The organism is Altererythrobacter sp. MTPC7, from assembly GCF_042851395.1.
Classification (GTDB): domain Bacteria; phylum Pseudomonadota; class Alphaproteobacteria; order Sphingomonadales; family Sphingomonadaceae; genus CAJXSN01.
In genome coordinates this window covers 62,736-86,978 of the sequence record NZ_BTGS01000011.1, presented here as the reverse complement: position 1 = coordinate 86,978, position 24,243 = coordinate 62,736, and the positions used below count along the sequence as shown (strand labels likewise).

Here is a 24,243-nt window from a genome sequence, read left to right as displayed (position 1 = left end):
CGCCTAATTCGCACCTCATCATGTATTCGACAAACGACATCCGCCGCAGCTTCCTCGAATTCTTCAAGCAGGCTGATCACGCCGAAGTGCCCAGCGCACCGCTGGTGCCGCATAACGACCCGACGCTGATGTTCATCAATGCAGGGATGGTTCCGTTCAAGAATGTCTTCACCGGCATGGAAAGTGCGCCTGCCCCGCGCGCGACCAGCAGCCAGAAATGTGTGCGGGCCGGCGGAAAGCACAACGATCTCGACAATGTAGGGTACACGGCCCGGCATCATACCTTCTTCGAAATGCTCGGCAATTTTAGCTTCGGAGACTATTTCAAGGAACAGGCGATCCTGAATGCCTGGACCCTGCTTACGAAGGAATGGGGCATCGATCCCGGTCGCCTGACGGCCACCGTTTACCACACCGACGACGAGGCTTTCGATCTCTGGAAGAAGATTGCCGGACTGCCGGAAGATCGGATCATCCGCATCGCGACCAAGGACAATTTCTGGGCCATGGGCGATGACGGTCCCTGCGGGCCGTGCTCGGAAATCTTCTACGATCATGGCGATCACATCTTCGGCGGACCGCCCGGCTCCCCGGACGAGGATGGCGATCGCTTCGTCGAAGTCTGGAACTTGGTTTTCATGCAGCACGAACAGCGCGGCGGGGAGATCATCGGGGACCTGCCGAACAAGAACATCGATACGGGCATGGGCTTGGAACGGATCGCCGCCGTCCTGCAGGGCCAGCACGACAATTACGATACGGATACGTTCAGGACCCTCATCGGTGCATCGGAGGGGCTGCTCGAGGTGAAGGCGGAAGGGGCGGAGCAGGCCAGCCACCGCGTGATCGCCGACCACCTGCGGTCGACCAGCTTCCTGATCGCGGACGGTGTCCTGCCGTCCAACGAAGGCCGCGGCTACGTCCTGCGCCGTATCATGCGGCGCGCGATGCGCCATGCCCATATCCTGGGTGCGGAAGAACCGTTGATGCACCGTCTCGTGCCAACGCTGGTCGCGGAAATGGGACAGGCCTATCCTGAACTGACTCGCGGACAGCCATTAATCGAGGAAACGCTGGAGCGGGAGGAAACCCGGTTCCGCCAGACGCTCGACAAGGGGCTTCGCCTGCTGGACGAAGCGACCGGCGCGATGACGGAAGGCGATCGTCTGGACGGGGAAACCGCGTTCAAGCTCTACGATACATACGGATTTCCCTACGACCTGACCGAGGACGCGCTGCGCGACCGCGGCATAGGTGTCGACCGCGAGGGTTTCGACACCGCGATGCAGCGCCAGAAGGATGCTGCCCGGGCAGCCTGGAAGGGTTCGGGTCAGGCCGCCGACAGCCAGTTATGGTTCGATATTGCCGAGCGCGAAGGGGCGACCGAATTCACCGGCTATTCCGCGACGAGCGGGGAAGGCCGCGTCGTCGCTTTGGTAGCGGACGGGGCCGAAGTCACCTCGGCCAAGGCCGGGGACGACGTCATAGTCCTCACCAACCAGACGCCATTTTACGGTGAAAGCGGCGGTCAGCAGGGCGATACCGGCATGGTATCGGCGCCCGGCGGTTTGCAGGTTCGCATCAGCGATACGGGCAAGCCGCTTGACCGCTTGCACACGATGCAGGGCCGCGTCGAAGCCGGGGAAGTCCGGGTCGGGGACGTCGTCCATCTCGACGTCGATGCGCAGCGGCGCGACAGGGTGCGCTCGAACCACTCGGCCACGCACTTGCTCCATGCCGCCCTTCGCAACAGGCTGGGCGATCACGTCACGCAGAAGGGGTCGCTGGTCGCGGAAGACCGGCTTCGCTTCGACTTCAGTCACCCACAGCCGCTGACAAGCGACGATATTACCGCCATCGAAGCTGAGGTGAACGAGGAAATCCGCGCGAACGAGCCGGTCAGCACCCGCTTGATGAGCCCGGACGACGCTGTGGAGGCAGGCGCTCTCGCGCTGTTCGGCGAGAAATATGGCGATGAAGTGCGCGTCCTTTCGATGGGCCGCAAGGGCAGCGGCGACCTAAACTATTCGGTCGAGCTATGCGGCGGCACCCACGTCAACGCGACCGGCGATATTCAGCTCTTGCGCATTGTATCGGAAAGCGCGGTCAGCTCTGGCGTTCGCCGTGTCGAAGCGCTGACGGGCGACGCTGCGCGGCTCTGGCTGGTGGAGCGGGAAAATGCTCTGAAGGAGGCAGCTTCCGCACTCCGCACGAATCCGGAGGACGTGGCGGGCCGCGTCACCGCTTTGCTCGATGAGCGGAAGACGCTCGAGAAAGAACTTGCGGACGCGAGAAAGCAACTGGCCCTTGGCGGCGGCGGCAGCGCTAGCGGACCGCAGCAGGAAACCATCGGCGATGTGGCTTTCAGCGGGCAGGTTATCGAAGGACTAAATCCCAAGGATCTGCGTGGGCTCCTGGATGAAGCCAAGCAGCGGATGGGATCCCGAATTGCGGCCATTTGTGCCGTGAACGACGGGAAGGCGGCCTTTGCCGTCGCGGTGACCGACGATCTGGTCGCAAGCCATAATGCTGTCGATCTGGTGAAGGCCGGTGTCGAGGCGCTCGGCGGAAAGGGCGGCGGTGGCCGCCCGGACATGGCGCAAGGTGGCGGTCCGGACGGCGACAAGGCTGACGCGGCGATAGATGCGGTGCGAAGCCTTATTGCGAAATAGGATTATCCTCCGGAGCGGCGTGCTTCCGGTTCGCTGCCGCGGGGAATATCGGTCCCGCCGGTATCGGCCGGCTTGTCGCCATTGCGGCTGGGCGGTTCGACCGTCGACTGCGGGTCCGCCACGTTTTGCGGCTTGAACTTTTCGCTGTTCGGGGTCGGTTTCGTCGGGTCTGGATTGGACATTGATTTCTCCTTTCCCCCTAAACGCATGAGCGCTTTCGGAGGTCCGAGAAATCCGGGCCGTTCCTGTCAGCCTTCGGCCGTACTGGTCCGCAGTTTGGGCTTGTGATCCAGTGCCGCGCCTTCCTGGATCGCTGCGCGGAACTCGTCGCGCTTCTCGTGGATCGACGCGATGACCGGACCCATTGCGACGCCGATATCGGCCAGCACCGCTTCCGAGAGCTGCAGCGAGCTTTCGAGGGTTTCGGGCACGGCATGACTTGCCCCCGCCCGGTACAGGGCTGCCGCGTGCTCGCCATCGCGGGCGCGGGCGACGATCAGGAGGTCGGGATAACGTGCGCGCAGATTGCGGGTCAGCCGCTCGGCCAGCACGGGCTCGTCCATGGTCAGCACCAGCGCAGTTGCATGTTCGATGCCGAGATGATCCAGCGCCTTGCCACGGACCGCATCGCCGAAGGTTGCCCGGAACCCCTCGCGCCTTGCCTCCTCGATAAGGTCCGAATTGGAATCGAGCGCGATATAGGCGCGGTCGTGGCGCTTCAGCATATCCGCCACCAGTCGCCCGACGCGGCCAGCGCCGATGATGATGACCTTGTCTTCCCCTTCATCCTCTTCCGGCAATTCGGGAATGGGCTCGACCCGTCGTCCGATGGCCCGGCCGAGCATGGCGAGAAGGGGTGTGATAGTCAGGCCGATGGCCGTGACGATCTGCCAGAATTGCGCGGTGCCGGGCTGGATCAGCATGGCCGATCCGGCAGCGGAGATCACGATGAGCGTGGTCTCCGACGGGCTGGCCATCAGGATGCCGGTTTCCGCCGCGGTGCTGCGCCGTGCACCCATGCTTCGAAGGAGAAGGCCGGTCAGCAACGCCTTGAAGGTGAGAACCAGGACGACTGCCGAAAGGATCGGGAACAAATTGCTCCAGATGCTGAGCAGGTCGATGCTCATGCCTACCGTGATCAGAAATACGCCGAGGGCCAGCCCCTTGAACGGTTCCATGATGTCTTCGACTTCCGAGTGGTACTCGGTCTCGGCAATCAGCAGGCCAGCGATCAGTGCGCCGACGATGGGCGACAGGCCGACCAGCGCCGTGGCAAGGCTCGCACCGATAACGACAAGGAGGCTGGCCGCGAGAAACAGTTCCGGGCTTTTCGTGCGTGCAGCCTGCGCGAACAGCCGGGGAAGGGCGATACGTCCGAATACCAGAAGGACGACGATGACGAGCCCGCCCTGCCAAAGCGTGTCGACGAGACCTGTCAGGCCGTCGCTCTGTGCGTAAGGGGCGAGCGCGCCGAGCAGGAAGATGATCGGCACGATGGCGATATCTTCGAACAGCAGCATGGACAGCGCCGCGCGGCCCACGGGCGATTTCGTACCGGAGATCGGCAGTACGATGGCGGTCGAGGACATCGCGAGGGCGAGCCCCAGCGCCATGGCGCCCGACCAGTACTGCCCCATCATCGCGAGCACGATGGCAATGATGCTGCCTCCCAGAAGCAGCTCGAGCGAACCGAGGCCGAAAACCAGCTTTCGCATATGCCACAATCGCTTGAACGAAAGTTCCAGTCCGATGGTGAACAGGAGCAGGATGATCCCGAACTCAGCGAAAGGCTCCAGCGCCTCCGGATCCGAGATCGTTATGTGTCTCAGCCAGTCCACATCGTAGGTCAGCTTCCCCAGGCCGAACGGCCCCACCAGGATGCCGATCAGGATGAAGCCAATCACGGGAGTGATACGAAACCGGGCGAATACCGGAATGACGATGCCCGCCGCGCCAAGAATGACGAGAGCGTCGGACAGAACGGGGGATAGGGTAATCTCGCCAGCCATGCCTCAGCCTATAGCGCGCAAGACGGGCCCAATGCACGGCCCGATCACCTTGTTAGCCACCGCCGGGCGAATGGCGACCCATGGGCTGGGTCTCGCCATCCTGATCTTCCCCGATGCGCGGCGAAACCTGCCCCACACGCTTGTCCCATTCGATGCGGTAAAGATCGAAGCGGCGGTCGGCGAGATTCTGCACCGTCCCTTCGGCGCGGGCCCAGCTGAGATCGGCCAGATTGACGTCGCTGATGGTCAGTGTCTCGACATTCTCGCTCGCCTCTGCCGCGATGCCGTCACGTGCGAAGGGAAAATCGCACGGCGTCAGGATGCAGCTCTGCGCGTACTGGATATCCATGTTGGCGACATTGGGCAGGTTGCCGACATTGCCCGACATGACGACGTAGCACTGGTTCTCGATCGCCCGGGCCGCCGCGCAATAGCGCACGCGCATGTAGCCCTGCCGGCTGTCGGTGCAGAACGGCACGAAGATGATGCGCGCGCCTTCATCGACCAATCGGCGGGCGAGCTCGGGAAACTCGCTGTCGTAGCAGATGAGGACGCCGATCGGGCCGCAATCGGTCTGGATCGCATCGATGCTGTCGCCGCCCTTGATGTTCCACCAATACGCCTCGTTGGGCGTGGGGTGGATTTTCTCTTGCGAATGGATCGAGCCGTCGCGCAGGCAGACATAGGCGATGTTGTGGATGTCGCCGTCATCGAGGCGGGTCGGGTGCGAACCGCCGATGATGTTGATGTTGTAGTTGAGCGCCATCTCGCTCAGCGCGGTGCGGATTTTCGGCGTGTATTTGCTCAGCGCCTCGATGGCTTCCATCGGGCTGAGTTCCTCTTCCTCTGCGCTCAGCAGCATCAGGGTGAAGAGTTCGGGAAAAACGATGAAGTCCGCTTCGTAATCCGCTGCCACATCGACGAAATACCGGACCTGCCGCATGAATTCGTCGAAGTCGGACACCGCGCGTGCCTGCAACTGGCAGGTCGCGATGCGAACGCTTTCCACGTCGCGCGGCACGCGGTGGCTCTTGGGTGCGTCGCTGTCGACATAGGGGTTGCGCCAGACCATGCGGACGGCGAACGCCTTGCTCTGCTTGTCCTCCGGAAGGTAGTTCTGGATGATCCCCTGCGGTTCGAACCCGTTGGCGAGCTGGAACCGCAGAACGGGGTCGTGGATCTTCGAATCGAGGACCATGTCGAGATAGTCCTGCGGCGTTTCGGCGTGGTCCCTCTTGCGGCGCATCGCGCGCGCGAGCCCCGGCATCCGCCCACCGAAGACGATGCCGTCCAGTTCCAGCCGCTCGGCCAGGGCGCGGCGCTCTTCATACAGCCTTCGCCCGATGCGCGTGCCCCGGGTCTTGGGATCGACGCACATCTCGTAACCGTAGAGCCATGAACCTTTTGCGTTGTGGCGGCTGCCGAACCCATTGCCGGTCAACTCGTCCCAGCTGCCGTTGGAGAAGGCAACACGCTCCGACAACCGCATCGACGCGCAATAGCCGACGAGCTTGCCATCCAGCTTGGCGACGAAGCAGCCTTCGGGGTAATTGTTGAGCTGCCCGCGGATTTCGCCATGCGTGTAGGCGGGCAGGTCGGTATAGGCCCGGCGCACGAGGTCGGCGATGGCGCGCACGTCTGCCGGGCGCGCCTGCCGGACTTCCAGCCGGGCCTTGTTGCTTGTCGCCATGGGAAGGCGGCTTTCTTCTGGTCTACAGGCTTACTGGGCCATCTCTTTCTCGAGATTGGTCACGATCGCCTCGAAGAACTGCTCGGTCGTCAGCCAGTTCTGTTCCGGCCCGATCAGCAGCGCGAGATCCTTCGTCATCTGGCCGTTCTCGACCGTCTGGATGCAGACGCGTTCCAGCGTTTCCGCGAACTTCACCACTTCGGGCGTGCCGTCGAACTTGCCGCGATACATAAGGCCGCGTGTCCATGCGAAAATGCTGGCAATCGGATTGGTGCTGGTTGCCTTGCCTTCCTGATGCTGACGATAATGGCGGGTGACGGTGCCGTGTGCAGCCTCAGCTTCCACGCAATCGCCCGATGGCGTCATGAGGACGGACGTCATAAGGCCGAGCGAACCGAAGCCCTGGGCCACGGTGTCGGACTGCACGTCGCCGTCATAGTTCTTGCAGGCCCAGACGAACTTGCCGTTCCACTTCATCGCGGCGGCGACCATGTCGTCGATCAGGCGGTGTTCGTAGTGGATGCCGGCCTTGGCGAACTTTTCCTTGAACTCGTTCTCGAACACTTCCTCGAACAGGTCCTTGAAGCGGCCGTCGTATTTCTTGAGGATGGTGTTCTTGGTCGAGAGGTAGACCGGCCAGCCGCGGTCAAGGCCGTAATTCATCGAGGCGCGGGCAAAATCGCGGATCGAGTCGTCGAGGTTGTACATCGCCATTGCGACGCCGCTCGACTGGAACTCGAACACGTCGAGGTCGATCTTCTCGCCGTCTTCGCCTTCGAAGACGAGCCGCAGCTTGCCTGCGCCGGGAATCAGCGTGTCCTTGGCGCGGTACTGGTCACCGAAAGCGTGACGGCCGACCACGATGGGGTCGGTCCAGCCCGGTACGAGGCGCGGCACGTTGTCGATGACGATCGGCTCACGGAAGACCACGCCGCCCAAGATGTTGCGGATCGTGCCATTGGGGCTGACCCACATCTTCTTGAGGTCGAACTCCTCGACGCGGGCTTCGTCCGGGGTGATAGTGGCGCATTTCACGCCAACGCCGTGTTCCTTGATGGCGTTTGCGGCATCGACCGTGATCTGGTCGTCGGTGGCATCGCGGCTCTCGATCGAGAGGTCGTAATATTTCAGGTCGATGTCGAGATAAGGCAGGATCAGCCGCTCGCGGATCCACTGCCAGATGATCTTCGTCATTTCGTCGCCGTCGAGTTCGACGACGGGGTTCTTCACCTGAATCTTTGCCATTTCGGATGATGCCTTTTTTCGCGGAATGTTTCGTTACGCTGCGCCTTAGCAAAAGGGGCCATTGACGCAAGGGAAGGGCGCGTATCGTCTCCTAGAAGGGGAGAAATTCCTCGAGCAGGGCCGGCGGCGTTTCGAGATGCAGTGACTCGCGTCCAGCGATGAACGGCGTTCGCCTGACGAACCGGTCATCGGCTCCGCATTCCAGCATGAACCGGGCAAGGTCGGGGCGCCGTGTGCGAAGCGTGCCGGGCGGCAGGGATTTCTCACCGATCTCGTATTGGCCCGTTTCCTTGCGGTTCAGCAGCCAGCCCGGACGCACAGCGGTCCATTCGATGTCGGAGGTGGCACGCAATACCCGCTCCATCGCGCCCATCTGGCGAAAGATGCCGGTCAGGGGGAGCGTGGCAGCGCGAAACCATAGGGGGGCTCCGCTGCCAGGCGCAGCGAAAGCGGCGGAGATCACGACCATGCGTTTGAGCCCGGCCTTCCGCATCCCTTCGATAATCCGCACGGCGCCCTCCGTGTAGAGAGGTGGCGGATCGGCCAGGGTCTGCGGATCCCGGCCAAGGCCTAGCGCGGAGATCACCACGTCGCAGCCATCCATCAAAGGGGCCAGGTCGTCCTCGAGGACATTCGCCTCGCGCGCCTCGAATGCCGGATGGTCGCAGAACCCATCGTCGAATTCCCGTTCGACTCCGCGAACGGTGTGACCGCCCTGCAAGGCTTGCTCGAGGATGTGCTTGCCGGTTCCGCCTGCCGGGCCAAGGAGGAATATCTTCATGCACGCCGAACGATCGGCGTGCCCGTTTGTGCCGCAGGAGTGATGAAGCTCAGATACGAAAAAGCCCGCCATCGTGGCGGGCTTTCCGAAGCGATGGTGGGCGTAGGAAGAGTTGAACTTCCGACCCCTGCAATGTCAATACAGTGCTCTACCACTGAGCTATACGCCCGCACCATCGTCTGCCGTCTTCCGGCACATGGCCGGTAGGCGGAAGGGGCATCTAGCGACGTCGCCCATTCCGCGCAAGGGCTGAAATCGACTAAAGCGTCGCTTCCCGCCGATCGTCGAAAACCCGCTCTACTTCCATCACCAGATCACGCAGGTGAAAAGGCTTCGACAGTACCTTGGCACGCGGCTGGTCGGCGCTGGCTTTGAGCGAAACGGCGGCGAACCCGGTGATGAACATCACTTTCGTCTGCGGACTGACGGCGTTGCATTTCTGCGCCAGTTCGATGCCATCCATTTCCGGCATCACGATGTCCGACAGCAGGAGGTCGTAATGCGATTCCTCCAGCAGCGGCAGCGCGAGCGTGCCCCGATCGACCGAATCGACTTCGTAACCGGCATTTTTCAAGGCGCGGACGAGGTAGGTGCGCATGGCCTCTTCATCCTCGGCGAGGAGGATGCGGCGGGATCGGATACGGTCGGTCATGCAGCGAGCCTATAGAGGCCGTGCGTTAAAAATTCTTTCGCCGAAATCGGGCCGACCTGCTTTGAGACACCTGATTAATATGCAACATTCCGTCCGATGACGACCGAAGGCAGCTTTCCCGAAGGTTTGCCGCCGCACTCCGCTGCCGGAGAAGCGGCGCCGTTCACGCTGACGATGAGGCAGGAAATCGCTTCTCCCGTGCTGATCGCCGTGCCCCATGCCGGACGGCGTTATTCGCCGGACCTGCTATCCGCCATGCGCGATCCCGATTTTTCCGCGATCCGGCTGGAGGACAGGCTGGTCGATGTGCTGGGGCGCGAAGTGGCCGCGCAAACGGGGGCATCCCTTCTGGTTGCACATGCGCCGCGCGCAATGGTCGACCTCAACCGCGCAGTCGACGACATGGACTGGAGCATGGTGGCGGAGGGGCGGCCGGCAGGGGCTGCGAACTCCGCCGCCAACCGGCGCGCTCGGGGCGGGCTCGGCCTCGTCCCCCGCCGTCTCAACGGTCTTGGCGAGATTTGGAAGTCGCGCCTTCCCATGGCGGAGGTCCGGCGGCGGATCAGCGAAGTCCACGAACCCTATCATGCGGCCTTGAAGACCGCTCTCGACCGGATCCGCAGCAAATGGGGCACCGCGCTGCTGATCGACCTGCATTCCATGCCGCCTTTGCGTACACGGCATCTCGGCGACAGGCCGGCTCAATTCGTGGTCGGGGACCGCTTCGGGGCATCCTGCGACGGAATGCTGTCAGCCGCGGCTATGCGCTATTTCGGGCAGGCCCAGTGGCGGGCAGGGCACAACCGCCCCTATGCCGGCGGGTATGTGCTGGATCGCCACGGTTCTCCAAAGGTCGGCGTCCACGCCATGCAGATCGAAGTCTGCCGCTCGCTTTATCTGGAACAGGACCATTCGGCACCCAATGGAAGGGTGCCGGAGATTGCCAGCGTCCTCGCAGGCCTGGTCAGAACCCTCTCGGACGAATTGAAACCGGACCGCTACTGGCCGCAGGCTGCGGAATAGCTCTCTCCGGCCTAGAGGCGTCATAGCCCCATTTCCCATGTAAAAAGACCACCTCGGTTCCAACGGGAATCGAGGTGGTCCAGGTTCAGGGAGGGAATGCAAAATGCTGCATTCATCCGGACCGGCCTGAGGGGGAGGTGGCCGCGTCCGGACCTCTTCCAGATGGTATTGCGGCGGCGAATTTCAACCGAAACCGCCGCCGCAAAAAATCATTTTGTCGCCACCGGATGGCGGCGCAGGAAAATCAGCTCTTGGCAGCTTCCGACGGAAGCTTGGGGCCCTTGCCCTGCTGCACCTGGCGGGCAAAAATCTGGCGCATCAGGTCGAGCGACAGGATATGCGCGTGGATCACCGCCAGCATGCCGTTCTCGTTCCAGGCCTTCAGCGTTTCGCCGTCGAGCGCGCGCAGCTTTTCCTGGTCGACCATCTGGAAGCCGCGATAGACATAGGGCTGGTCCGTGTTCTGGTCCTGCGAGATCGAGATCTCGCTGTCCATCAGGAGATCCTTTTCCTTCAGCGCATCGACGAACGCCTTGGTCTTGATGCCGGCCTGTTCGAATTTCTCGCAGAAATCGAGGATGTTCTGCGTTTCGGGCGTTGCCTTGCCGTCTTCGGTGAAGAAATTCTCCCCGTCGTCGAATTCGCCCACCGTGTCGGAGGTCGGATCGAAACAGAGCGACAGGTTTTCCGCCTTCTCTTCCAGCTTCGCCAGCATGAAGGGGTAGCGGCGGATATAGGCCGGAATGTAGATCGGGTCGTTCACCTTGCCATTGTCGTCGACAAAGGTGTTCACGCCTTCGTTCAGGCCCATCAGGGCGATCGGAAGGGGGTCGTTGCCCTGCGAGAACACGATCGGGAAATCGCGCTGTGCCTGCGCGAACTCGTCCGCAGTCAGGGGAATGGCGTGCTGGCCCACGAGCCATTTCGCGGTATCGCTCTTGCGATTGCTCCACTTGATGTGGTCGCGCGAATTGAGGGGCATCAGGTCTTTGTAGAAAAGGGGCAGGCTCGGCTGCGGCGCGCTGGCCATGATCGGTCTCCGGATCGTATCAGAATGATTGGATTATGGTCGTCGCACCGGCGCCTGGGACGCCTGTGCAAGATGGCTCGAAGCCATACGCATAAGGGCCATGCTGTGCAAGCTGCCGGGCCGCGGATCAGGCGGGTTCGGCAGGGACAAGCTTGCCCGGGTTGAGGAGTCCGTTCGGATCGAGCGCTTTTTTCACGCTGCGGAGTATGAAGAGTGACGCCGGATCGCCCAGCCGGCCCAGCTCGCTGCGCTTCATCTGCCCGATGCCATGTTCCGCACTGATCGAACCTCCCCATTCGGTCACGAGGTCGTGAACCTTGCGGCTGATAGCTGCGCCTTGCCCTTCTTCCCATTCGCCGCGCACGGCCCCGCTTGGCGCGAGAACATGGAAATGCACGTTTCCATCTCCGAGGTGTCCGAAAGCGACGGCCGTGGTTCCCGGAAAGCATCTTTCCATTTCCGGCTGGGCGTATTCGACGAATTCGGCCATTTTTTCCACGGGCACGGAAATGTCGTGCTGCATCGCCGGCCCCAGCGCGCGCTCTGCTGCCGAAATGCCGTCACGCAAGTGCCAGAGGGCTTCGGCCTGCGTTTCATTAGCGGCGATCGTGGCGTCCGAAAGAAGTTCCGATTCCAGCGCACCGGAAAGGAAAGCTTCCGTACGCGCATCGATCCGGTCGCGGCCTGCTTCGTCCGCCGCCAGCTCGATAAGGGCGTACCAGTCATGCGCTGCGCTGAGCGGATCGCGCGTCCCGGGATGATGCGCCAGCACCGATTCCAGCGTATGCCGCGGCATGACCTCGAACCCTTCCAGCAGGTCGGGAACCTCCCGCTGCGCATGAAGCAGCAGCGAACGCGCGCCCGTGATCCGGTCCAGCCCGACGAACATTACCCGCCGCGTCGCCAGCGCAGGCAGCAATCGCAGGGTCGCAGCCGTCACGATACCCAAAGTGCCTTCGCTGCCTATCAGCAATTGCTTCAGGTCGAAGCCGCGATTGTCTTTCTTCAGCGGGGTGAGCGAATCGAATATCTCACCGTTGGCCATGACCGCCTGCAGCCCCAGGATTTGCGCTCGCATGGTGCCGTGCCGCAGGACCTGCGTCCCCCCGGCATTGGTGCTGATGAGCCCGCCGATCGTCGCCGAGCCTTTCCCGCCGAGAGTGAGGGGGAAGCGCATGCCTTTCTCTTCTGCCGCTTCGTGAAGAGACTGGAGGATCACGCCTGCCCCGCAGGTGACCTGGCTGCTGCCGGATTCGATCGACTGGATCGTGTCCATGCGCCGCGTGGAAAGGAGCAGCGCGTCGCCACTGGCATCGGGGGTGGCGCCGCCCGACATGCCGCTGTTACCGCCCTGTGGCACGATCGGAATGCCGAAGTGGGCGCATAGATTCACGAGTTTGGAAAGATCGCCGGCATTTTCGGGCTGGGCCAGGGCAATCGCTCGGCCGGTGTAGCGGCCACGCCAATCCGTGAGCCAGGGCTCCAGCAAGTCTTCGTCGACCGTCAGGCCCCGCGTGCCGAGCAGCGCGGAAGCCTGCTCGAAAAATTCATCTGATCTCGCCATGATGCACCTGTGCCACAGTTGGCCGTAATTTAGGACCCTCTTGCACGAGGGAATTCATCAATTAAGCCAGCATTCAATCGCACATCGTAACGACCGGACACGTCAACGCCCGCGCATCCCGCCGGCATCATTTACGGAGAACAGCGGACCAGCACCCGCCTCGGCCATGCCAGGTTTCATCGATCTCTTTGCTCCCCTTGCACTGTTGCTGCCCATGCCGGTCGCCGACGACGCGGTGCCTGCGAGCGACACGACCGAGGTGATGCCGGCAAGTTCTGCCGCGAGCAGCGAGGCCGCAGAGGCTGGCCCCTGGACTGCGACCACGCCGCTCAATGCGCTTCAGCCGTGGTACCAGGTCCGCATCCAGCGCCGGGTGATCGTTCGCGTGTCGCCGCGCCGCGCCGACAGGCAAAGCCTGATCGCCACCCTGCCGAGCCGCGCTCCCGAAGCCTATGTCGAACGCAAGATGGGAAATTGCCTGCCCATCCGCGATGTCGTCGCAGTCCAGGCGGATGCTGCCCGGTTGCTGCTTTACACGCGCGACCGCCGCATCATTTCCGCATCGCTCGAGAAAAGCTGCCGTCCGCGCGACTTCTATTCCGGCTTCTATGTCGAGCCGAGCAAGGACGGAAACCTCTGCGTGAAGCGTGACAATCTGCAATCGCGCAGCGGGGTTTCGTGCCAGATGAGCAGGATACGGCAATTGATCCCCGCCGGTATCTGAGCCAGCGGCCCGAATTCTTGACTTTTTGACTGTTCGGGCGCAAAGGCCGCGCGCGGCAGCGCATATGACGCAGCTATTCTTACCATCGGGCGCAAACCTGTCCCGATGCACCCATCTATACCGGACCTTTGCATGAACTTTGCCGACCTCGGCCTATCCCCTGAATTGCTGAAAGCGGTCGAGAAGGCCGGCTATACCGAGCCGACCCCGATCCAGGAGCAGGCCATCCCGCCCGTGCTGATGATGAAGGACATCATCGGCATCGCGCAGACCGGGACCGGCAAGACCGCCAGCTTCGTGCTGCCGATGATCGACATCCTTGCAAGCGGCCGCCGCCGTGCCCTGATGCCGCGGTCCCTGATCCTGGAGCCGACGCGCGAACTGGCGGCGCAGGTGGCCGAGAACTTCGAGAAATACGGCGAGAACCACGACCTCAAGATGGCGCTGCTGATCGGCGGCGTGCAGATGGGCGACCAGGTCAAGGCGCTGAACGAGGGTGTCGATGTCCTGATTGCAACGCCGGGCCGGCTGATGGACCTGTTCGAGCGGGGCAAGATCATGCTCAACGGCTGCGATCTGCTGGTCATCGACGAGGCCGACCGGATGCTGGACATGGGGTTCATCCCCGATATCGAGTTCATCTGTTCCAAACTGCCGGAGCAGCGTCAGACGATGCTGTTCAGCGCCACGATGCCGCCTCCGATCGAGAAGCTGGCAAACAAGTTCATGGACAATCCCAAGCGGATCGAGACGGCCCGCGCAGCGACCACGAACAAGGACATCACGGCATTCCGCGTCGATGTGGGCCCGCGCCAGAAGCGCGACACGCTGGAATGGTTGCTGCAGAACGACCATGTCGATACCGCCATCATCTTCTCCAACCGGAAGACGACGGTGCGGGAACTGAACAAGCACCTGCAGCAAATCGGTTTCGCGAGCGGCGAGATTCACGGCGATATCGACCAGGCCACCCGCAACAAGGAACTGGCGCGGTTCAAGTCCGGCGAGATCAACATACTGGTGGCAAGTGACGTCGCCGCGCGCGGGCTCGACATCAAGGGTGTCAGCCATGTCTTCAATTTCGACACGCCCTGGCATCCGGACGATTACGTCCACCGCATCGGGCGGACCGGGCGGGCAGGGGCCAAGGGCCGCGCCTTTACCTTCGTCACCCCGGCAGATGCCGAGGCGATCGACAATGTCGAGAAGCTGACGAAGAACAAAATTCCCGTCTTCGGCAAGGACGACGTTCGCGTCGAACTTAAGGACAGTTCCGGCGGAAAGAGCAAGTCGGATACTTCCGACACAGAGGAACGGGCTGAAGAAAAGCCCAAGCGCTCGCGTGCCCGGAAGGGTTCGAATGACGGCGAAGGCTCGAGAGACCAGCGCCGTGCCAAAAACGAGGCGAAGGCCGAGCAGAAAGCCGACAAGCCCCGTTCGCGTTACAAGGAAGACAAGGAAGTCATTCCTGCCGGTGAATGGAACGGCCCGACGCCCGGCTTCCTCGGGGTCGGCTTCGACCGCTGATCGCGGCGACGCAGTAAGCGGAGGTGGGCTGCGGCGTATTGCCGCGCTCACGGGACTGCTGCGACGAGACGGCTAGCCTACTACCTCGACAAAGCTGTCGATCACGCGCTTCTCACCGACATCCTCGAAATTGATGACCAGCTTGTTGCCTTCCTGGTCGATCACCGTTCCGCTGCCGAACTTGTCGTGCCGAACCTGGGCACCGATACCGACATCGGTGCGCGCTTTCGCCGCGAAGCTCGCCGCGCTGCGGCGGCTTTCCTGAACCCGCACAGGCTTTGCATCGTAACCCGTCGTGAGCGCGCGCTGCCATCCCGGACCGCGGGCGGACGAACGCTCTGGCCGGTTCTGGGACACGTGGGCGAAGGGGTCGTCCTGATCGCTGTATTGCGCGCGCCAGAGAGAAGCGCCGCCGGTCATCGTCGTTTCGGTATCGATGTGTTCTTCAGGCAGTTCCTCCACGAACCTGCTGGGTATCGAGCTTGTCCACTGGCCGTAGATACGGCGGTTCGCCGCGTGGATGATCGTGCATTTGCGCCGCGCCCTCGTAATGGCGACATAGGCGAGGCGGCGTTCTTCCTCCAGGCTGGCAAGACCGCCCTCGTCGAGCGAGCGCTGGCTTGGGAATACGCCTTCCTCCCAGCCGGGCAGAAAGACATTATCGAATTCCAGCCCCTTCGCCGCATGCATGGTCATGATGGTGACCTTCTCGTCATCGGCATTGGCATCGTTGTCCATCACGAGGCTGACATGTTCGAGGAAGTCGCCGAGCGTGGCGTATTCTTCCATCGCGCGCCCGAGTTCGGAAAGGTTTTCCAGCCGTCCTTTCGCCTCGACCGACTTCTCGTTCTCCAGCATCTGGTTGTAGCCGGTTTCGTCGAGCACCTGCCGTAGCAGCTCCGCCGGCTCCAGCGCTTCCGCCCGTTCGCGCCAGCTCAGGATCTGGCCCATCAGGCCTGCGATCGTATTGGCAGCACGCTTGGGCAATTCATCGCTGTCGGCCAGCTGAAGCGATGCAGCCGCCAGAGGCAGGCCGGTCCGGCGTGCATGGCTGTGCATCTTCTCCAGCGTCTTTGCGCCAAGCCCGCGCTTGGGCTGGTTGTAGATCCGCTCGAAAGCAAGGTCGTCTTGCGGCTGTGCGATGATCCGCAGATATGCCAGCGCATCCCGGATCTCGGCCCGTTCGTAGAAACGAAACCCTCCGATGATGCGGTAATTCAGGCCGATCTGGATGAACCGGTCCTCGAATTCCCGGGTCTGGTACTGGGCGCGAACAAGGATGGCGACCTGGTCGAGGCTGGCGCCCTCGCGTTCCAGCCTCTCGATCTCTTCGCCGATTCGCCGCGCTTCTTCCGGACCGTCCCAGACACCGATGACGCGCACCTTCTCGCCCGCATCGAATTCGGTCCACAGCGTCTTGTCGAGCCTCTGGCTATTGGCCCGGATCAACCCGCTCGCCGCGCCCAGGATGTGCGGGGTGGACCGGTAATTCTGTTCCAGCCGCACGACCTTTGCGCCGGGAAAATCCTTTTCGAACCGCAGGATATTGGCGACTTCCGCCCCGCGCCATGAATAGATCGACTGGTCGTCGTCACCCACGACACAGATGTTCTTCCTATCCTGTGCCAGCAGCCGCAGCCAGAGATACTGGACCGCGTTCGTATCCTGATATTCGTCCACCAGCACGTATTTGAACCGTTTCTGGTAGTTTTCGAGAACCTCCCGCTCGCGCCGGAAAATGTTCAGCATATGCAACAGAAGGTCGCCGAAATCGCAGGCATTCAGCGCTTTCAGCCGCGCCTGATAAAGGCGGTACATCTGCGCGCCCTTGCCATCGGCGTAGCTTTCATTCTCCACCGCATCGAGGTCGTCGGGGTTCAGTCCGCGGTTCTTCCAGCGATCGATCAGTCCAGCCAATTGCCGCGCGGGCCATCGCTTCTCGTCGATCTCGCTCTCGACGATCAGCGCCTTCAGCGCACGCAGCTGGTCGTCGGTGTCGATGATGGTGAAGTTCGATTGAAGACCGACCAGTTCGGCATGGCGGCGCAGCATCTTGGCGCAGATCGAATGGAATGTACCCAGCCAAGGCATCCCTTCCAGCGCGCCGCCGGTCAGACCGCCCACGCGCTCCCGCATTTCCCGCGCGGCCTTGTTCGTGAAGGTGACGCAGAGGATTTCGCTCGGCCAGGCGAGGCGCATCGCCACGATATGGGCGAGCCGTGCCGTGAGGGCAGCGGTCTTGCCCGTACCGGCGCCGGCCAGCATCAGGACCGGCCCTTCCGTGGTCAGCACCGCCTCGCGCTGGGGGCTGTTCAGCCGCGCGGCGTAGGCGGGAATATCGGCTTCGTCAGCGACGGGGAGAGCAGAGTTTTCGGTCATGGGATCGGTGAACAGGTAGGGAACGGTTGCTCGTCCGGCAAGCACGGATCATCGGATACGGGCTGCATTTTTCGGAACATCGAGGCGGCGCACAGGTTGGTCCGACAGAAATGAACGATCCATCAACGGAGTGTAACCCGATGAAAAACCTTCTTGCAGCGACTGCCGCAGCCGCCCTGACCCTGACCGCCGCACCCGCTTTCGCGGACGATCACATGGAAGGCGACATGGTCGAACTGACGACCGCCCAGCAGACCATGTATGACGGCTGGCCGGCCGAACGCCAGACCACATATGATGCGTGGCCGATGGAAGCCAAGACCTACTACTGGACGCTAACGCCCGAACAGACCGAAGCCTGGTGGGTGCTGACGAACGAGCAGCGTGTTCGCGTCGTCGGAATGAACGAAATGCAGCGCTCGCAGGCCTGGACCTCGATCCTGTCGCAGATCAACGGCACCGCAGCGGCACCTGCAGCGCCAGCCGCCCAAGCAAACGCATCCGCAACTGCCGCCACCACCGGCAATGTCCGTTTCGTGAGCAACGAGATGGCACAAAGTGCGCCTGCACCCGTGACAGGCGAATATCCGATCTGCAGCGCAAACCAGCAGGACAATTGCATGAACGCATGGGAAGCGGGTCGCCGCGGTCCCGGCGTAAACCGTCCGCTCGATTACTGGCCGGGTCAGCCCGCCAGCGAAATGTAAACGGCGCGGCCAGGAATGACATCGAGGGCGGCGATACGATGGTATCGCCGCCCTCGTGCTGTATGGACGGGGCAAGGTCGAGGAGAACGCCATGTTGACAGGGGGCTGCCATTGCGGCGCGATCCGCTACGAAATCAGCGGTGACATCATCAACCATGCCCTGTGCCACTGCACGGATTGCCGGCGATCATCGGGTGCGCCCATGGTCGGCTGGATTATGGTCGAGGACGGACAATTGAGGCTGGAAGGCGAGGTCGCTACCTACGCCAGCTCGGAAAACGCGCGCCGCCATTTCTGCATCCAGTGCGGCACGGGCCTGTTCTATTCCAATCACGAAATGCTGCCGGGCCTGGTGGACGTTCAGTCCGCGACACTCGACGATCCGGAAGAGGTTCCGGCGCAGGCGCATATCCAGGTGGCAGAGCGGATCGGCTGGATGAAGGAAGCGCACAGGCTGCCCGAGTTCGAGCGATATCCACCGCAGAATGACCGGGCTGCAGAGGGGTAAGGGGGGGTTTTTAGGACAGCTGCAGGAGGGTTAGCTTGGCCTTGCCGACCTTGCGCTCCTTAACCGTTTCCAGCAGCCTGACTTCGACATCTTCCGTGGCGCCGGTTTCCACCGCGACAAGGGTTGCCGCGCCGACCCAGCCCAGCCGGATCATGCGGTCGAGCGCCACGTTTGCGGCCCCCGTCCCGTAAGGAGGGTCCAGCAGCAGCAGATCATGCGGTACCTTTGCGGGGCCAAGCGACATGACAGATGCGCCGCTGACGGTCGTCCGGGGCCGCGCCTCGAAAGTATCTATGTTCGAGCGAATGGCGTCCAGGGCGGGCTTCTCCTGTTCCACGAACAGGCAGTGCCCTGCGCCGCGCGACAGCGCCTCCAGCCCGAGCGCGCCGGACCCTGCGAACAGGTCCGCGACCGAAAGGCCTTCGAAGGTGCCCAGCCTGCTGGCCAGCATGTTGAAAAGGGTTTCCCGCGTACGATCGGCGGTCGGGCGCGTGGCATCGCCCTTGGGCGCGACGAGTTTGCGGCCCCTCCAGTCTCCGGCGATGATCCTCATAGCCGGCCGTTCTTCAGGTCGGACCGGAAGCGGCCGATATCCTGCCGCACAATCTCCTGCGCCGCTCCGCGAGGCAGGTCAGCCAGATCGAACGGGCCGTAGGACGTGCGGATGAGGCGGCTGACCTTCAGCCCGAAATGTTCGAGCACGCGGCGCACTTCGCGATTCTTGCCCTCGGTAATAGTCAGGACGATCCACTGGTTCGCGCCCTGTTTTCCGCCACGTTCGAAATCGGCGTCGATGCGGCCGTAATTCATACCGTCGATCGTGACGCCTTCGATCAGGCCGTGCAGTTCGGCTTCGGAGACATCGCCATAGGTGCGGGCGCGGTAGGTTCGCGGGATACCGGACGAGGGGAGCTCCATCTCCCGTTTGAAGCCGCCATCATTGGTCAGCAGCAACAGCCCCTCTGTATTGAGGTCGAGGCGGCCGATCGGCATGACCCGAGGTGCGTTCTTTGGCAATGCATTGCGCAGCGCGTCGTAGATCGTGGGCCGCCCCCCCGGATCACGCTCTGCCGTCAGGAGGCCGACTGGTTTGTGGAAGGCGAACAGGCGCGTCGGTTCGGCTTTCCCCACGGGCTTCCCGTCGACCGTGATGCCGCGCAGGCTCTCGAGGAAAGTCGCGGGCGTCTCCACGGTCTTCCCGTTGAGCGCGACCCGGCCTTCGCCGATCATGCGTTCCACCTCGCGGCGGCTCGCCACGCCTGCACGGGCAAGCAGTTTGGCAATGCGGTCGCCATCCGGGCGGTCGGGGGCGCGGGTTTCTTTATGAGCCATGTGGGTCAACCATGCTGGCGCGGTTAGGCGCTCGGCCCGGTCAAATCAATTGGCGGCGCGCAGGGCTTCTTCGACCGCGTCGGCAAATGCGCGCACCCCGCCTTCCAGCGTGCCCAGCGTAACATGCTCCACCGCGCCGCTGGACAGGCCCTGCTGGCCAAGCTCGGCAGCGCGAAAATCTTCGCTGGCGAAGACGCCCCCGTCCAGCAGTGCCCAGCTTCGCTCCCAGTGATCGCGGGCCTTGTCCGTGGCGGGCGGTTCGGGGATCAGCATGAAGTCCTCCACCAGGGTCAGTTTCTCGGACTGCGGCATCAGGACCATGATGTTGATGTAATCGGGGCTGGGTATGACGATCGTCGCCGGAAGCAATTGATATGCGAAGGTAACCACGCGGCGCAGCGAGGCCATGTCGTCCAGATCGACGCCGTCCATCTCCTCCAGCCGTCCGACCGCACTGCGCATGTGCGGGCCGACCGTGTCGCCGGCGGTAATGCCGTCCTTGAAGAAGGGGCCGATCGTCTTCGCGTGCAGGCGGGTAACATGGTAGCTTTCGAGGAAGGCATCCATGATCAGCTTCCAGTTCCCGTGCACCGTATGCAGCTTGCGCCGGAAAAGATGAAGATCGGCAGTGCCGAAGGCGCCGATATCCTCGCTCACCGCGCGCGCGTCGGCAAAGTCCGCATCCGCAAAAGGTGAAAACCAGATCAGGCCGCCTTCTTCCATGCTGGGCAATTCGACGAGACCCATGTCCGCCTTGTCCATGCCGGGAAAGGTCTCGGGCCGGGGCAGGGCAAGCAGCGTCCCGTCAAGGCGGTAGGTCCAAGCATGATAAGGGCATACGAGCCGTTTGGCGCAGGCGGCCTCCTGTCCTTCGACCAGCCTCGTCCCTCGATGGCGGCAGACGTTGAGGAAGATATGTGCCTTGCCGTCGGTGTCCCGTGTCAGCAGCAGCGGCCGGCCCGTCGCATCGTGCGGCACCGCCATGCCCGGTTCGGGCAGAAGGGCGGATGGCGCGATGACCTGCGGAAGGCGTTCGAACATGGCCGACTTCTCCCGCTGCCACCGCGCAGGATCGGTGTAATCGCTGGCCGGCACCGTCTGCACCGCCTGCGGCCGCCTGGGATCGGTCGATCCGTCCGCGATCATGCGGGCCAGCCGGGCCTGCCCCTCGGTCGGCTGCCGCCCCTCATTCAGTGTCTGCACATCGGCCATCCCCGATCCTCCTCTCTCTCACGCTTTGCGGATCAAGTCTTACCCGATAGGGGTTGCCCCTCAAAGCGCCGCGAAAAAAGGGAACGACGTCGATGGCCGAAGCAACTGCGACCAAGGACAGCACCGGGGGAAAGCCGGGCTGGCGCACGCTCGCGCGGTCGCTGAAGAATCCGAAGAGTGGTTATATGGCGCTGTTCGGCTTTGCCAGCGGCCTGCCCTTCGCCCTGTTTCTCGGCACCCTCTACGCATGGCTGACCGAAGCCGAGGTCAGCGTGGAGACGATGGGCGTCTTTTCGCTGATCGGCCTTGCCTACGCCTTCCAGTTCCTGTGGTCGCCGTTGCTCGACAAGGTGAACATTCCCGGCCTCAGGCGGCTCGGCAAGCGCAAGCAGTGGATCGCCCCGATGCAATTGCTCCTCGGCATCATCCTGGTGACGATGAGCCTGCTCGATCCCAAGAGCCAGCTCGGCGTCTTCAGCCTGCTTGCCGGGATCGGGGCCTTTGCCAGCGCAACGCAGGACATTGCCATTAATGCCTGGCGCATCGATGTCGCGGACGAGGAAGCGACGATCGATATCCTGTCCACCATCACGCAGATGGGCTTCCGCCTCGCCGCGCTGGTCGGTGGTGCGTTGGGTCTGATCATCGCCGAGCGCATCGGGTGGCCGCAGACCTACATCATGATGGGCGGCATCATGCTCGCCATTGGTGTTGCCGGCCTGTTCGCGCCCGATGCGGACGTTGCGCGGCGATCCGCCGAGACGATCGCCGCGGACAATGAAGACCTGGCCGAGCTCTACCGTCCGGGCGAGATCGAGCCGAAGATGCGCAACCGCGCGCTGCTCGCGGTCGGCCTGCTGTGGGCCTGGGCCATCGGTACGGTGCTGGTCTTCATGATCCGCTCCATGACGGCAGAGCCGGACCTGCGCCCCAATCCGACGGAATTTACCGCGACCTATGGCCCGCTGATCATCATCGCGACCATCGTCGTACCGGCCTTCATCGCCGCCTGGCTGGCGAAGATGAAGAACGAGAAGCGCCATGTCATCAGCCACACCGCAGCGACCTTTGGTGCGAAGGACGTGACCTTTGCCGATCATCTCTACCGCGCGCTGGTCCTGCCGCTGGTGGAGTTCGTCGGCCGGATGGGCTGGAGCCTTGTCCTGATACTCGCGCTGGTGCTGACCTACCGCATTACCGATGCGATCTGGGGCACGTTTGCCTATCCATTCTACCTGGGCGAACTCGATTATTCCGGCGACGACGTGGCTTTCGCCTCGAAATTCTTCGGTGTGGGGGCCGTCATCGCGGGCCTTGCTCTGGGCGGCTGGCTGATCACCGTCCTCGGACGCATGTTCACCCTGACCCTTGGCGCTGCGCTCGCTGCGGCAACGAACCTGCTTTATGCCGATCTCGCGGTCGGGGGCGCTGCGATGCAGGCAGGCAGCGACCTCATCGGCTTCACGCGCCTCATCAATTTCATGGCCCCGTTCGGTTCGGAAGGGCTCGCCCGGCTGACCTTCACCATCATGTGGGAGAACCTGGCCATCGGCATCGCGGGTGCTGCCTATATCGCATGGCTGTCCAGCATCGTGAACAAGCAGTACGCCGCCGTGCAATACGCTCTGCTGGCATCGCTGACCCTGCTGGTCGGCACGCTGGGCCGGGGCGCGCTGGGCGAGATGATCGAAGACCGCGGATATTACTACGTCTTCATTTTCACGGCCCTGATCGGTGTCATCGCAGTCGTGCTGTGCATCCTGGAATGGATACGCGAGGCGCGGGCGGGTGCGGCGAGCGGTGTGGTCCAGCCCGATGCAACGCCGGAAATCGCGACCGGCGCTTGATCCGGTGGGGGCTCAGTCAGGCAGTTCGCCGGTCAATTCCAGCACATTGCCAGCGAGATAGAGCGACCCTGCGATCAGCACCGGCAGCCCGTCATCCGGCAGTGCGGCAAGCGCAGCCTTCACGTCCGGCCGGGAAACGGCCCCTTCGCCGAAGGATGCCGGCGGGTGGCTTTCGTGCCCCGGCACGGGAACGCAGATGACACTGGCCGCTATCGAACCGAGCGGATCCAGCAGGCCGCGCGGGTCCTTGTTCGCCAGCATTCCGATGATGACATGCATCCGTTCTCCCGGATGATGGGCGGCCAGATGGGCAGCTATCGCTTCGCCCGCATTCCTGTTGTGTCCGCCATCCAGCCAGATCACACGGTCGCCCGTCAGCGGCGAGGGCGCAAGCCGCTGGAAACGCGCGGGCCAGCGGGCAGCGCGTAGCCCCTCTGCCACCGCATCACGCGACACCGAAACGAAGTCCTGATGCCGAAGCATGGCGATAGCGAGCGCAGCGTTTTCAGTTTGGTGCGGACCTGTCATGGTGGGCAGGGGCAGCACCATCTCCCCGTGTCGGTCCGCATAGTGAAGGCCCATGGGCGTGGTGCTAAGCGTCCAATCCCGACCTTGCATCGACAGCGGCGCGCCGTTCCTAGCCGCGGCACGCTCGACCTCCAGCGTCGCGCCTTCCGGATAATGCATGGTCACGAGCGAAACGCCGGGCTTGGCAATGCCCGCCTTTTCAAAGGCGATGCGGCTCAGCGGATCGTCCGGCGTGCCGTCTTCCGGTGCGAGGAGGAAGCGTTCGTGGTCGATGCCTAGCGCAGCAATTCCGCATGCGGCCAGCACTTCGGGTGTCAGTACATTGGTCGCATCGAACCGCCCGCCGAGGCCCACTTCTATTACGCAGGCATCGGCCGGCGTCCGGCTGAAGGCGAGGAACGCGGCCGCAATCGTCACTTCGAAAAAGCTCGGCGCCAGATCCTCTCCCGCGTCCAGGACTTCTTGCAATAACTCCGCCAGTGCCGCGTCGGATATCAGCTCGCCCGCCAACCGGATGCGCTCGTTATAGCGCACGAGGTGAGGGCTGGTCGTCACATGGACGCGTTTCCCATCGGCCTCCAGCATGGCGCGCAGGAATGCACAGGTCGATCCCTTGCCGTTTGTTCCGGCGACATGGAACACCGGCGGCAGTGCATGATGGGGGTCGCCCAGACGTCCGAGCAGCTGGCGGATGGTATCCAGTCCCAGCCGCCCGTCCGGCACGCTCAGCCGGGCGAGCCGGTCGAGCTGGGTCTGGACGGCGGGGTCGTCGGTGCGTGCGAAATCCATCGTTGTACCGTCATCCCTGCAGGA

General features: G+C 62.9%; 20 protein-coding genes and 1 tRNA gene. 7 read left to right on the top strand and 14 right to left on the bottom strand.

What is annotated here, in order from left to right; all coding sequences use genetic code 11:
• Positions 1-20 precede the first annotated feature (20 nt).
• The gene (gene alaS, locus ACGHJ7_RS10950; protein WP_390477385.1) at positions 21-2,672 is read left to right on the top strand and encodes an alanine--tRNA ligase; all 2,652 of its coding nucleotides are present in this window, start codon (positions 21-23) and stop codon (positions 2,670-2,672) included.
• Positions 2,673-2,674: 2 nt separating this feature from the next.
• Here alaS and ACGHJ7_RS10945 read toward each other — a convergent pair whose 3' ends face one another.
• The 7 genes from ACGHJ7_RS10945 to cpdR all read right to left on the bottom strand — a co-directional run bounded on the left by ACGHJ7_RS10945 (position 2,675) and on the right by cpdR (position 9,049).
• Entirely contained in the window at positions 2,675-2,854 is a 180-nt protein-coding gene (locus ACGHJ7_RS10945) for a hypothetical protein (protein ID WP_390477383.1), read from the bottom strand.
• 66 nt (positions 2,855-2,920) lie between these two features.
• Positions 2,921-4,681: a cation:proton antiporter gene (locus ACGHJ7_RS10940; protein ID WP_390477380.1), complete on the bottom strand. Its 1,761-nt coding sequence runs from the start codon at positions 4,679-4,681 to the stop codon at positions 2,921-2,923.
• A gap of 52 nt (positions 4,682-4,733) precedes the next feature.
• Positions 4,734-6,371 (bottom strand): GNAT family N-acetyltransferase, encoded by a 1,638-nt coding sequence (locus ACGHJ7_RS10935; protein ID WP_390477377.1) that lies wholly within the window; start codon positions 6,369-6,371, stop codon positions 4,734-4,736.
• A gap of 30 nt (positions 6,372-6,401) precedes the next feature.
• A complete protein-coding gene (locus ACGHJ7_RS10930) occupies positions 6,402-7,616 on the bottom strand; it encodes an NADP-dependent isocitrate dehydrogenase (protein ID WP_390477374.1) in 1,215 nt (404 codons plus the stop codon).
• 91 nt (positions 7,617-7,707) lie between these two features.
• A complete protein-coding gene (locus tag ACGHJ7_RS10925; RefSeq protein ID WP_390477371.1) occupies positions 7,708-8,397 on the bottom strand; it encodes an NAD(P)-dependent oxidoreductase in 690 nt (229 codons plus the stop codon).
• A 94-nt stretch (positions 8,398-8,491) separates the two neighbouring features.
• Positions 8,492-8,566: transfer RNA gene (locus ACGHJ7_RS10920), tRNA-Val, on the bottom strand.
• Between the two features lie 90 nt (positions 8,567-8,656).
• Complete coding sequence (gene cpdR / locus ACGHJ7_RS10915; RefSeq protein ID WP_390477368.1) at positions 8,657-9,049, bottom strand: cell cycle two-component system response regulator CpdR; 393 nt, start codon at positions 9,047-9,049, stop codon at positions 8,657-8,659.
• A 96-nt stretch (positions 9,050-9,145) separates the two neighbouring features.
• Here cpdR and ACGHJ7_RS10910 point away from each other — a divergent pair, with 96 nt between their 5' ends.
• The gene (locus ACGHJ7_RS10910; protein ID WP_390477365.1) at positions 9,146-10,072 is read left to right on the top strand and encodes an N-formylglutamate amidohydrolase; all 927 of its coding nucleotides are present in this window, start codon (positions 9,146-9,148) and stop codon (positions 10,070-10,072) included.
• A gap of 244 nt (positions 10,073-10,316) precedes the next feature.
• Here the strand turns inward: ACGHJ7_RS10910 and ACGHJ7_RS10905 are convergent, their stop codons facing one another.
• On the bottom strand, positions 10,317-11,102 hold the full coding sequence (locus ACGHJ7_RS10905; RefSeq protein ID WP_390477362.1) for a SapC family protein: 786 nt from the start codon (positions 11,100-11,102) through the stop codon (positions 10,317-10,319).
• Positions 11,103-11,229: 127 nt separating this feature from the next.
• Positions 11,230-12,666: an FAD-binding oxidoreductase gene (locus tag ACGHJ7_RS10900; RefSeq protein WP_390477360.1), complete on the bottom strand. Its 1,437-nt coding sequence runs from the start codon at positions 12,664-12,666 to the stop codon at positions 11,230-11,232.
• Positions 12,667-12,832: 166 nt separating this feature from the next.
• On the opposite strand from ACGHJ7_RS10900, the gene ACGHJ7_RS10895 reads away from it, so the two are divergent.
• Both ACGHJ7_RS10895 and ACGHJ7_RS10890 read left to right on the top strand, forming a co-directional pair.
• A complete protein-coding gene (locus ACGHJ7_RS10895; protein ID WP_390477357.1) occupies positions 12,833-13,390 on the top strand; it encodes a hypothetical protein in 558 nt (185 codons plus the stop codon).
• A gap of 132 nt (positions 13,391-13,522) precedes the next feature.
• Positions 13,523-14,917 (top strand): DEAD/DEAH box helicase, encoded by a 1,395-nt coding sequence (locus ACGHJ7_RS10890; RefSeq protein ID WP_390477354.1) that lies wholly within the window; start codon positions 13,523-13,525, stop codon positions 14,915-14,917.
• A gap of 72 nt (positions 14,918-14,989) precedes the next feature.
• Here ACGHJ7_RS10890 and ACGHJ7_RS10885 read toward each other — a convergent pair whose 3' ends face one another.
• Positions 14,990-17,296 carry a UvrD-helicase domain-containing protein gene (locus ACGHJ7_RS10885; RefSeq protein ID WP_390477464.1) on the bottom strand — a complete coding sequence of 769 codons (2,307 nt, stop codon included), beginning with the start codon at positions 17,294-17,296 and terminating at the stop codon, positions 14,990-14,992.
• 140 nt (positions 17,297-17,436) lie between these two features.
• Between ACGHJ7_RS10885 and ACGHJ7_RS10880 the strand changes: the two genes are divergently transcribed.
• Together ACGHJ7_RS10880 and ACGHJ7_RS10875 are read left to right on the top strand one after the other, a co-directional pair.
• Positions 17,437-18,003, top strand: a complete 567-nt coding sequence (locus ACGHJ7_RS10880; RefSeq protein ID WP_390477351.1) for a hypothetical protein — start codon at positions 17,437-17,439, stop codon at positions 18,001-18,003.
• 91 nt (positions 18,004-18,094) lie between these two features.
• Positions 18,095-18,511, top strand: coding sequence for a GFA family protein (locus ACGHJ7_RS10875; protein ID WP_390477349.1), 417 nt, complete (start codon positions 18,095-18,097; stop codon positions 18,509-18,511).
• Between the two features lie 10 nt (positions 18,512-18,521).
• On the opposite strand, the gene rsmD is transcribed toward ACGHJ7_RS10875, so the two are convergent.
• The 3 genes from rsmD to ACGHJ7_RS10860 are packed head-to-tail and all read right to left on the bottom strand — an operon-like array spanning position 18,522 to position 21,055.
• The gene (gene rsmD, locus ACGHJ7_RS10870) at positions 18,522-19,064 is read right to left on the bottom strand and encodes a 16S rRNA (guanine(966)-N(2))-methyltransferase RsmD (RefSeq protein ID WP_390477346.1); all 543 of its coding nucleotides are present in this window, start codon (positions 19,062-19,064) and stop codon (positions 18,522-18,524) included.
• Entirely contained in the window at positions 19,061-19,843 is a 783-nt protein-coding gene (locus ACGHJ7_RS10865) for a pseudouridine synthase (protein WP_390477344.1), read from the bottom strand. Before ACGHJ7_RS10865 ends, rsmD begins: the two co-directional genes overlap by 4 nt.
• A gap of 45 nt (positions 19,844-19,888) precedes the next feature.
• A complete protein-coding gene (locus ACGHJ7_RS10860) occupies positions 19,889-21,055 on the bottom strand; it encodes an aromatic ring-hydroxylating dioxygenase subunit alpha (protein ID WP_390477342.1) in 1,167 nt (388 codons plus the stop codon).
• Positions 21,056-21,147: 92 nt separating this feature from the next.
• On the opposite strand from ACGHJ7_RS10860, the gene ACGHJ7_RS10855 reads away from it, so the two are divergent.
• A complete protein-coding gene (locus tag ACGHJ7_RS10855) occupies positions 21,148-22,902 on the top strand; it encodes an AmpG family muropeptide MFS transporter (protein WP_390477340.1) in 1,755 nt (584 codons plus the stop codon).
• 12 nt (positions 22,903-22,914) lie between these two features.
• Here the strand turns inward: ACGHJ7_RS10855 and ACGHJ7_RS10850 are convergent, their stop codons facing one another.
• Complete coding sequence (locus tag ACGHJ7_RS10850) at positions 22,915-24,219, bottom strand: bifunctional folylpolyglutamate synthase/dihydrofolate synthase (RefSeq protein ID WP_390477337.1); 1,305 nt, start codon at positions 24,217-24,219, stop codon at positions 22,915-22,917.
• Positions 24,220-24,243: the final 24 nt, after the last annotated feature.

Excerpts from the sequence above, each read along its gene's own strand:
- alaS (WP_390477385.1), top strand. The coding sequence starts at position 21 with ATGTATTCGACAAACGACATCCGCCGCAGCTTCCTCGAATTCTTCAAG.
- ACGHJ7_RS10940 (WP_390477380.1), bottom strand. The coding sequence starts at position 4,681 with ATGGCTGGCGAGATTACCCTATCCCCCGTTCTGTCCGACGCTCTCGTC.
- ACGHJ7_RS10910 (WP_390477365.1), top strand. The coding sequence starts at position 9,146 with ATGACGACCGAAGGCAGCTTTCCCGAAGGTTTGCCGCCGCACTCCGCT.
- ACGHJ7_RS10860 (WP_390477342.1), bottom strand. The coding sequence starts at position 21,055 with ATGGCCGATGTGCAGACACTGAATGAGGGGCGGCAGCCGACCGAGGGG.
- ACGHJ7_RS10945 (WP_390477383.1), bottom strand. The coding sequence starts at position 2,854 with ATGTCCAATCCAGACCCGACGAAACCGACCCCGAACAGCGAAAAGTTC.
- ACGHJ7_RS10935 (WP_390477377.1), bottom strand. The coding sequence starts at position 6,371 with ATGGCGACAAGCAACAAGGCCCGGCTGGAAGTCCGGCAGGCGCGCCCG.
- ACGHJ7_RS10895 (WP_390477357.1), top strand. The coding sequence starts at position 12,833 with ATGCCAGGTTTCATCGATCTCTTTGCTCCCCTTGCACTGTTGCTGCCC.
- cpdR (WP_390477368.1), bottom strand. The coding sequence starts at position 9,049 with ATGACCGACCGTATCCGATCCCGCCGCATCCTCCTCGCCGAGGATGAA.
- ACGHJ7_RS10930 (WP_390477374.1), bottom strand. The coding sequence starts at position 7,616 with ATGGCAAAGATTCAGGTGAAGAACCCCGTCGTCGAACTCGACGGCGAC.
- ACGHJ7_RS10875 (WP_390477349.1), top strand. The coding sequence starts at position 18,095 with ATGTTGACAGGGGGCTGCCATTGCGGCGCGATCCGCTACGAAATCAGC.
- ACGHJ7_RS10865 (WP_390477344.1), bottom strand. The coding sequence starts at position 19,843 with ATGGCTCATAAAGAAACCCGCGCCCCCGACCGCCCGGATGGCGACCGC.
- ACGHJ7_RS10905 (WP_390477362.1), bottom strand. The coding sequence starts at position 11,102 with ATGGCCAGCGCGCCGCAGCCGAGCCTGCCCCTTTTCTACAAAGACCTG.
- ACGHJ7_RS10900 (WP_390477360.1), bottom strand. The coding sequence starts at position 12,666 with ATGGCGAGATCAGATGAATTTTTCGAGCAGGCTTCCGCGCTGCTCGGC.
- ACGHJ7_RS10925 (WP_390477371.1), bottom strand. The coding sequence starts at position 8,397 with ATGAAGATATTCCTCCTTGGCCCGGCAGGCGGAACCGGCAAGCACATC.
- ACGHJ7_RS10890 (WP_390477354.1), top strand. The coding sequence starts at position 13,523 with ATGAACTTTGCCGACCTCGGCCTATCCCCTGAATTGCTGAAAGCGGTC.
- ACGHJ7_RS10855 (WP_390477340.1), top strand. The coding sequence starts at position 21,148 with ATGGCCGAAGCAACTGCGACCAAGGACAGCACCGGGGGAAAGCCGGGC.
- ACGHJ7_RS10850 (WP_390477337.1), bottom strand. The coding sequence starts at position 24,219 with ATGGATTTCGCACGCACCGACGACCCCGCCGTCCAGACCCAGCTCGAC.
- ACGHJ7_RS10885 (WP_390477464.1), bottom strand. The coding sequence starts at position 17,296 with ATGACCGAAAACTCTGCTCTCCCCGTCGCTGACGAAGCCGATATTCCC.
- ACGHJ7_RS10880 (WP_390477351.1), top strand. The coding sequence starts at position 17,437 with ATGAAAAACCTTCTTGCAGCGACTGCCGCAGCCGCCCTGACCCTGACC.
- rsmD (WP_390477346.1), bottom strand. The coding sequence starts at position 19,064 with ATGAGGATCATCGCCGGAGACTGGAGGGGCCGCAAACTCGTCGCGCCC.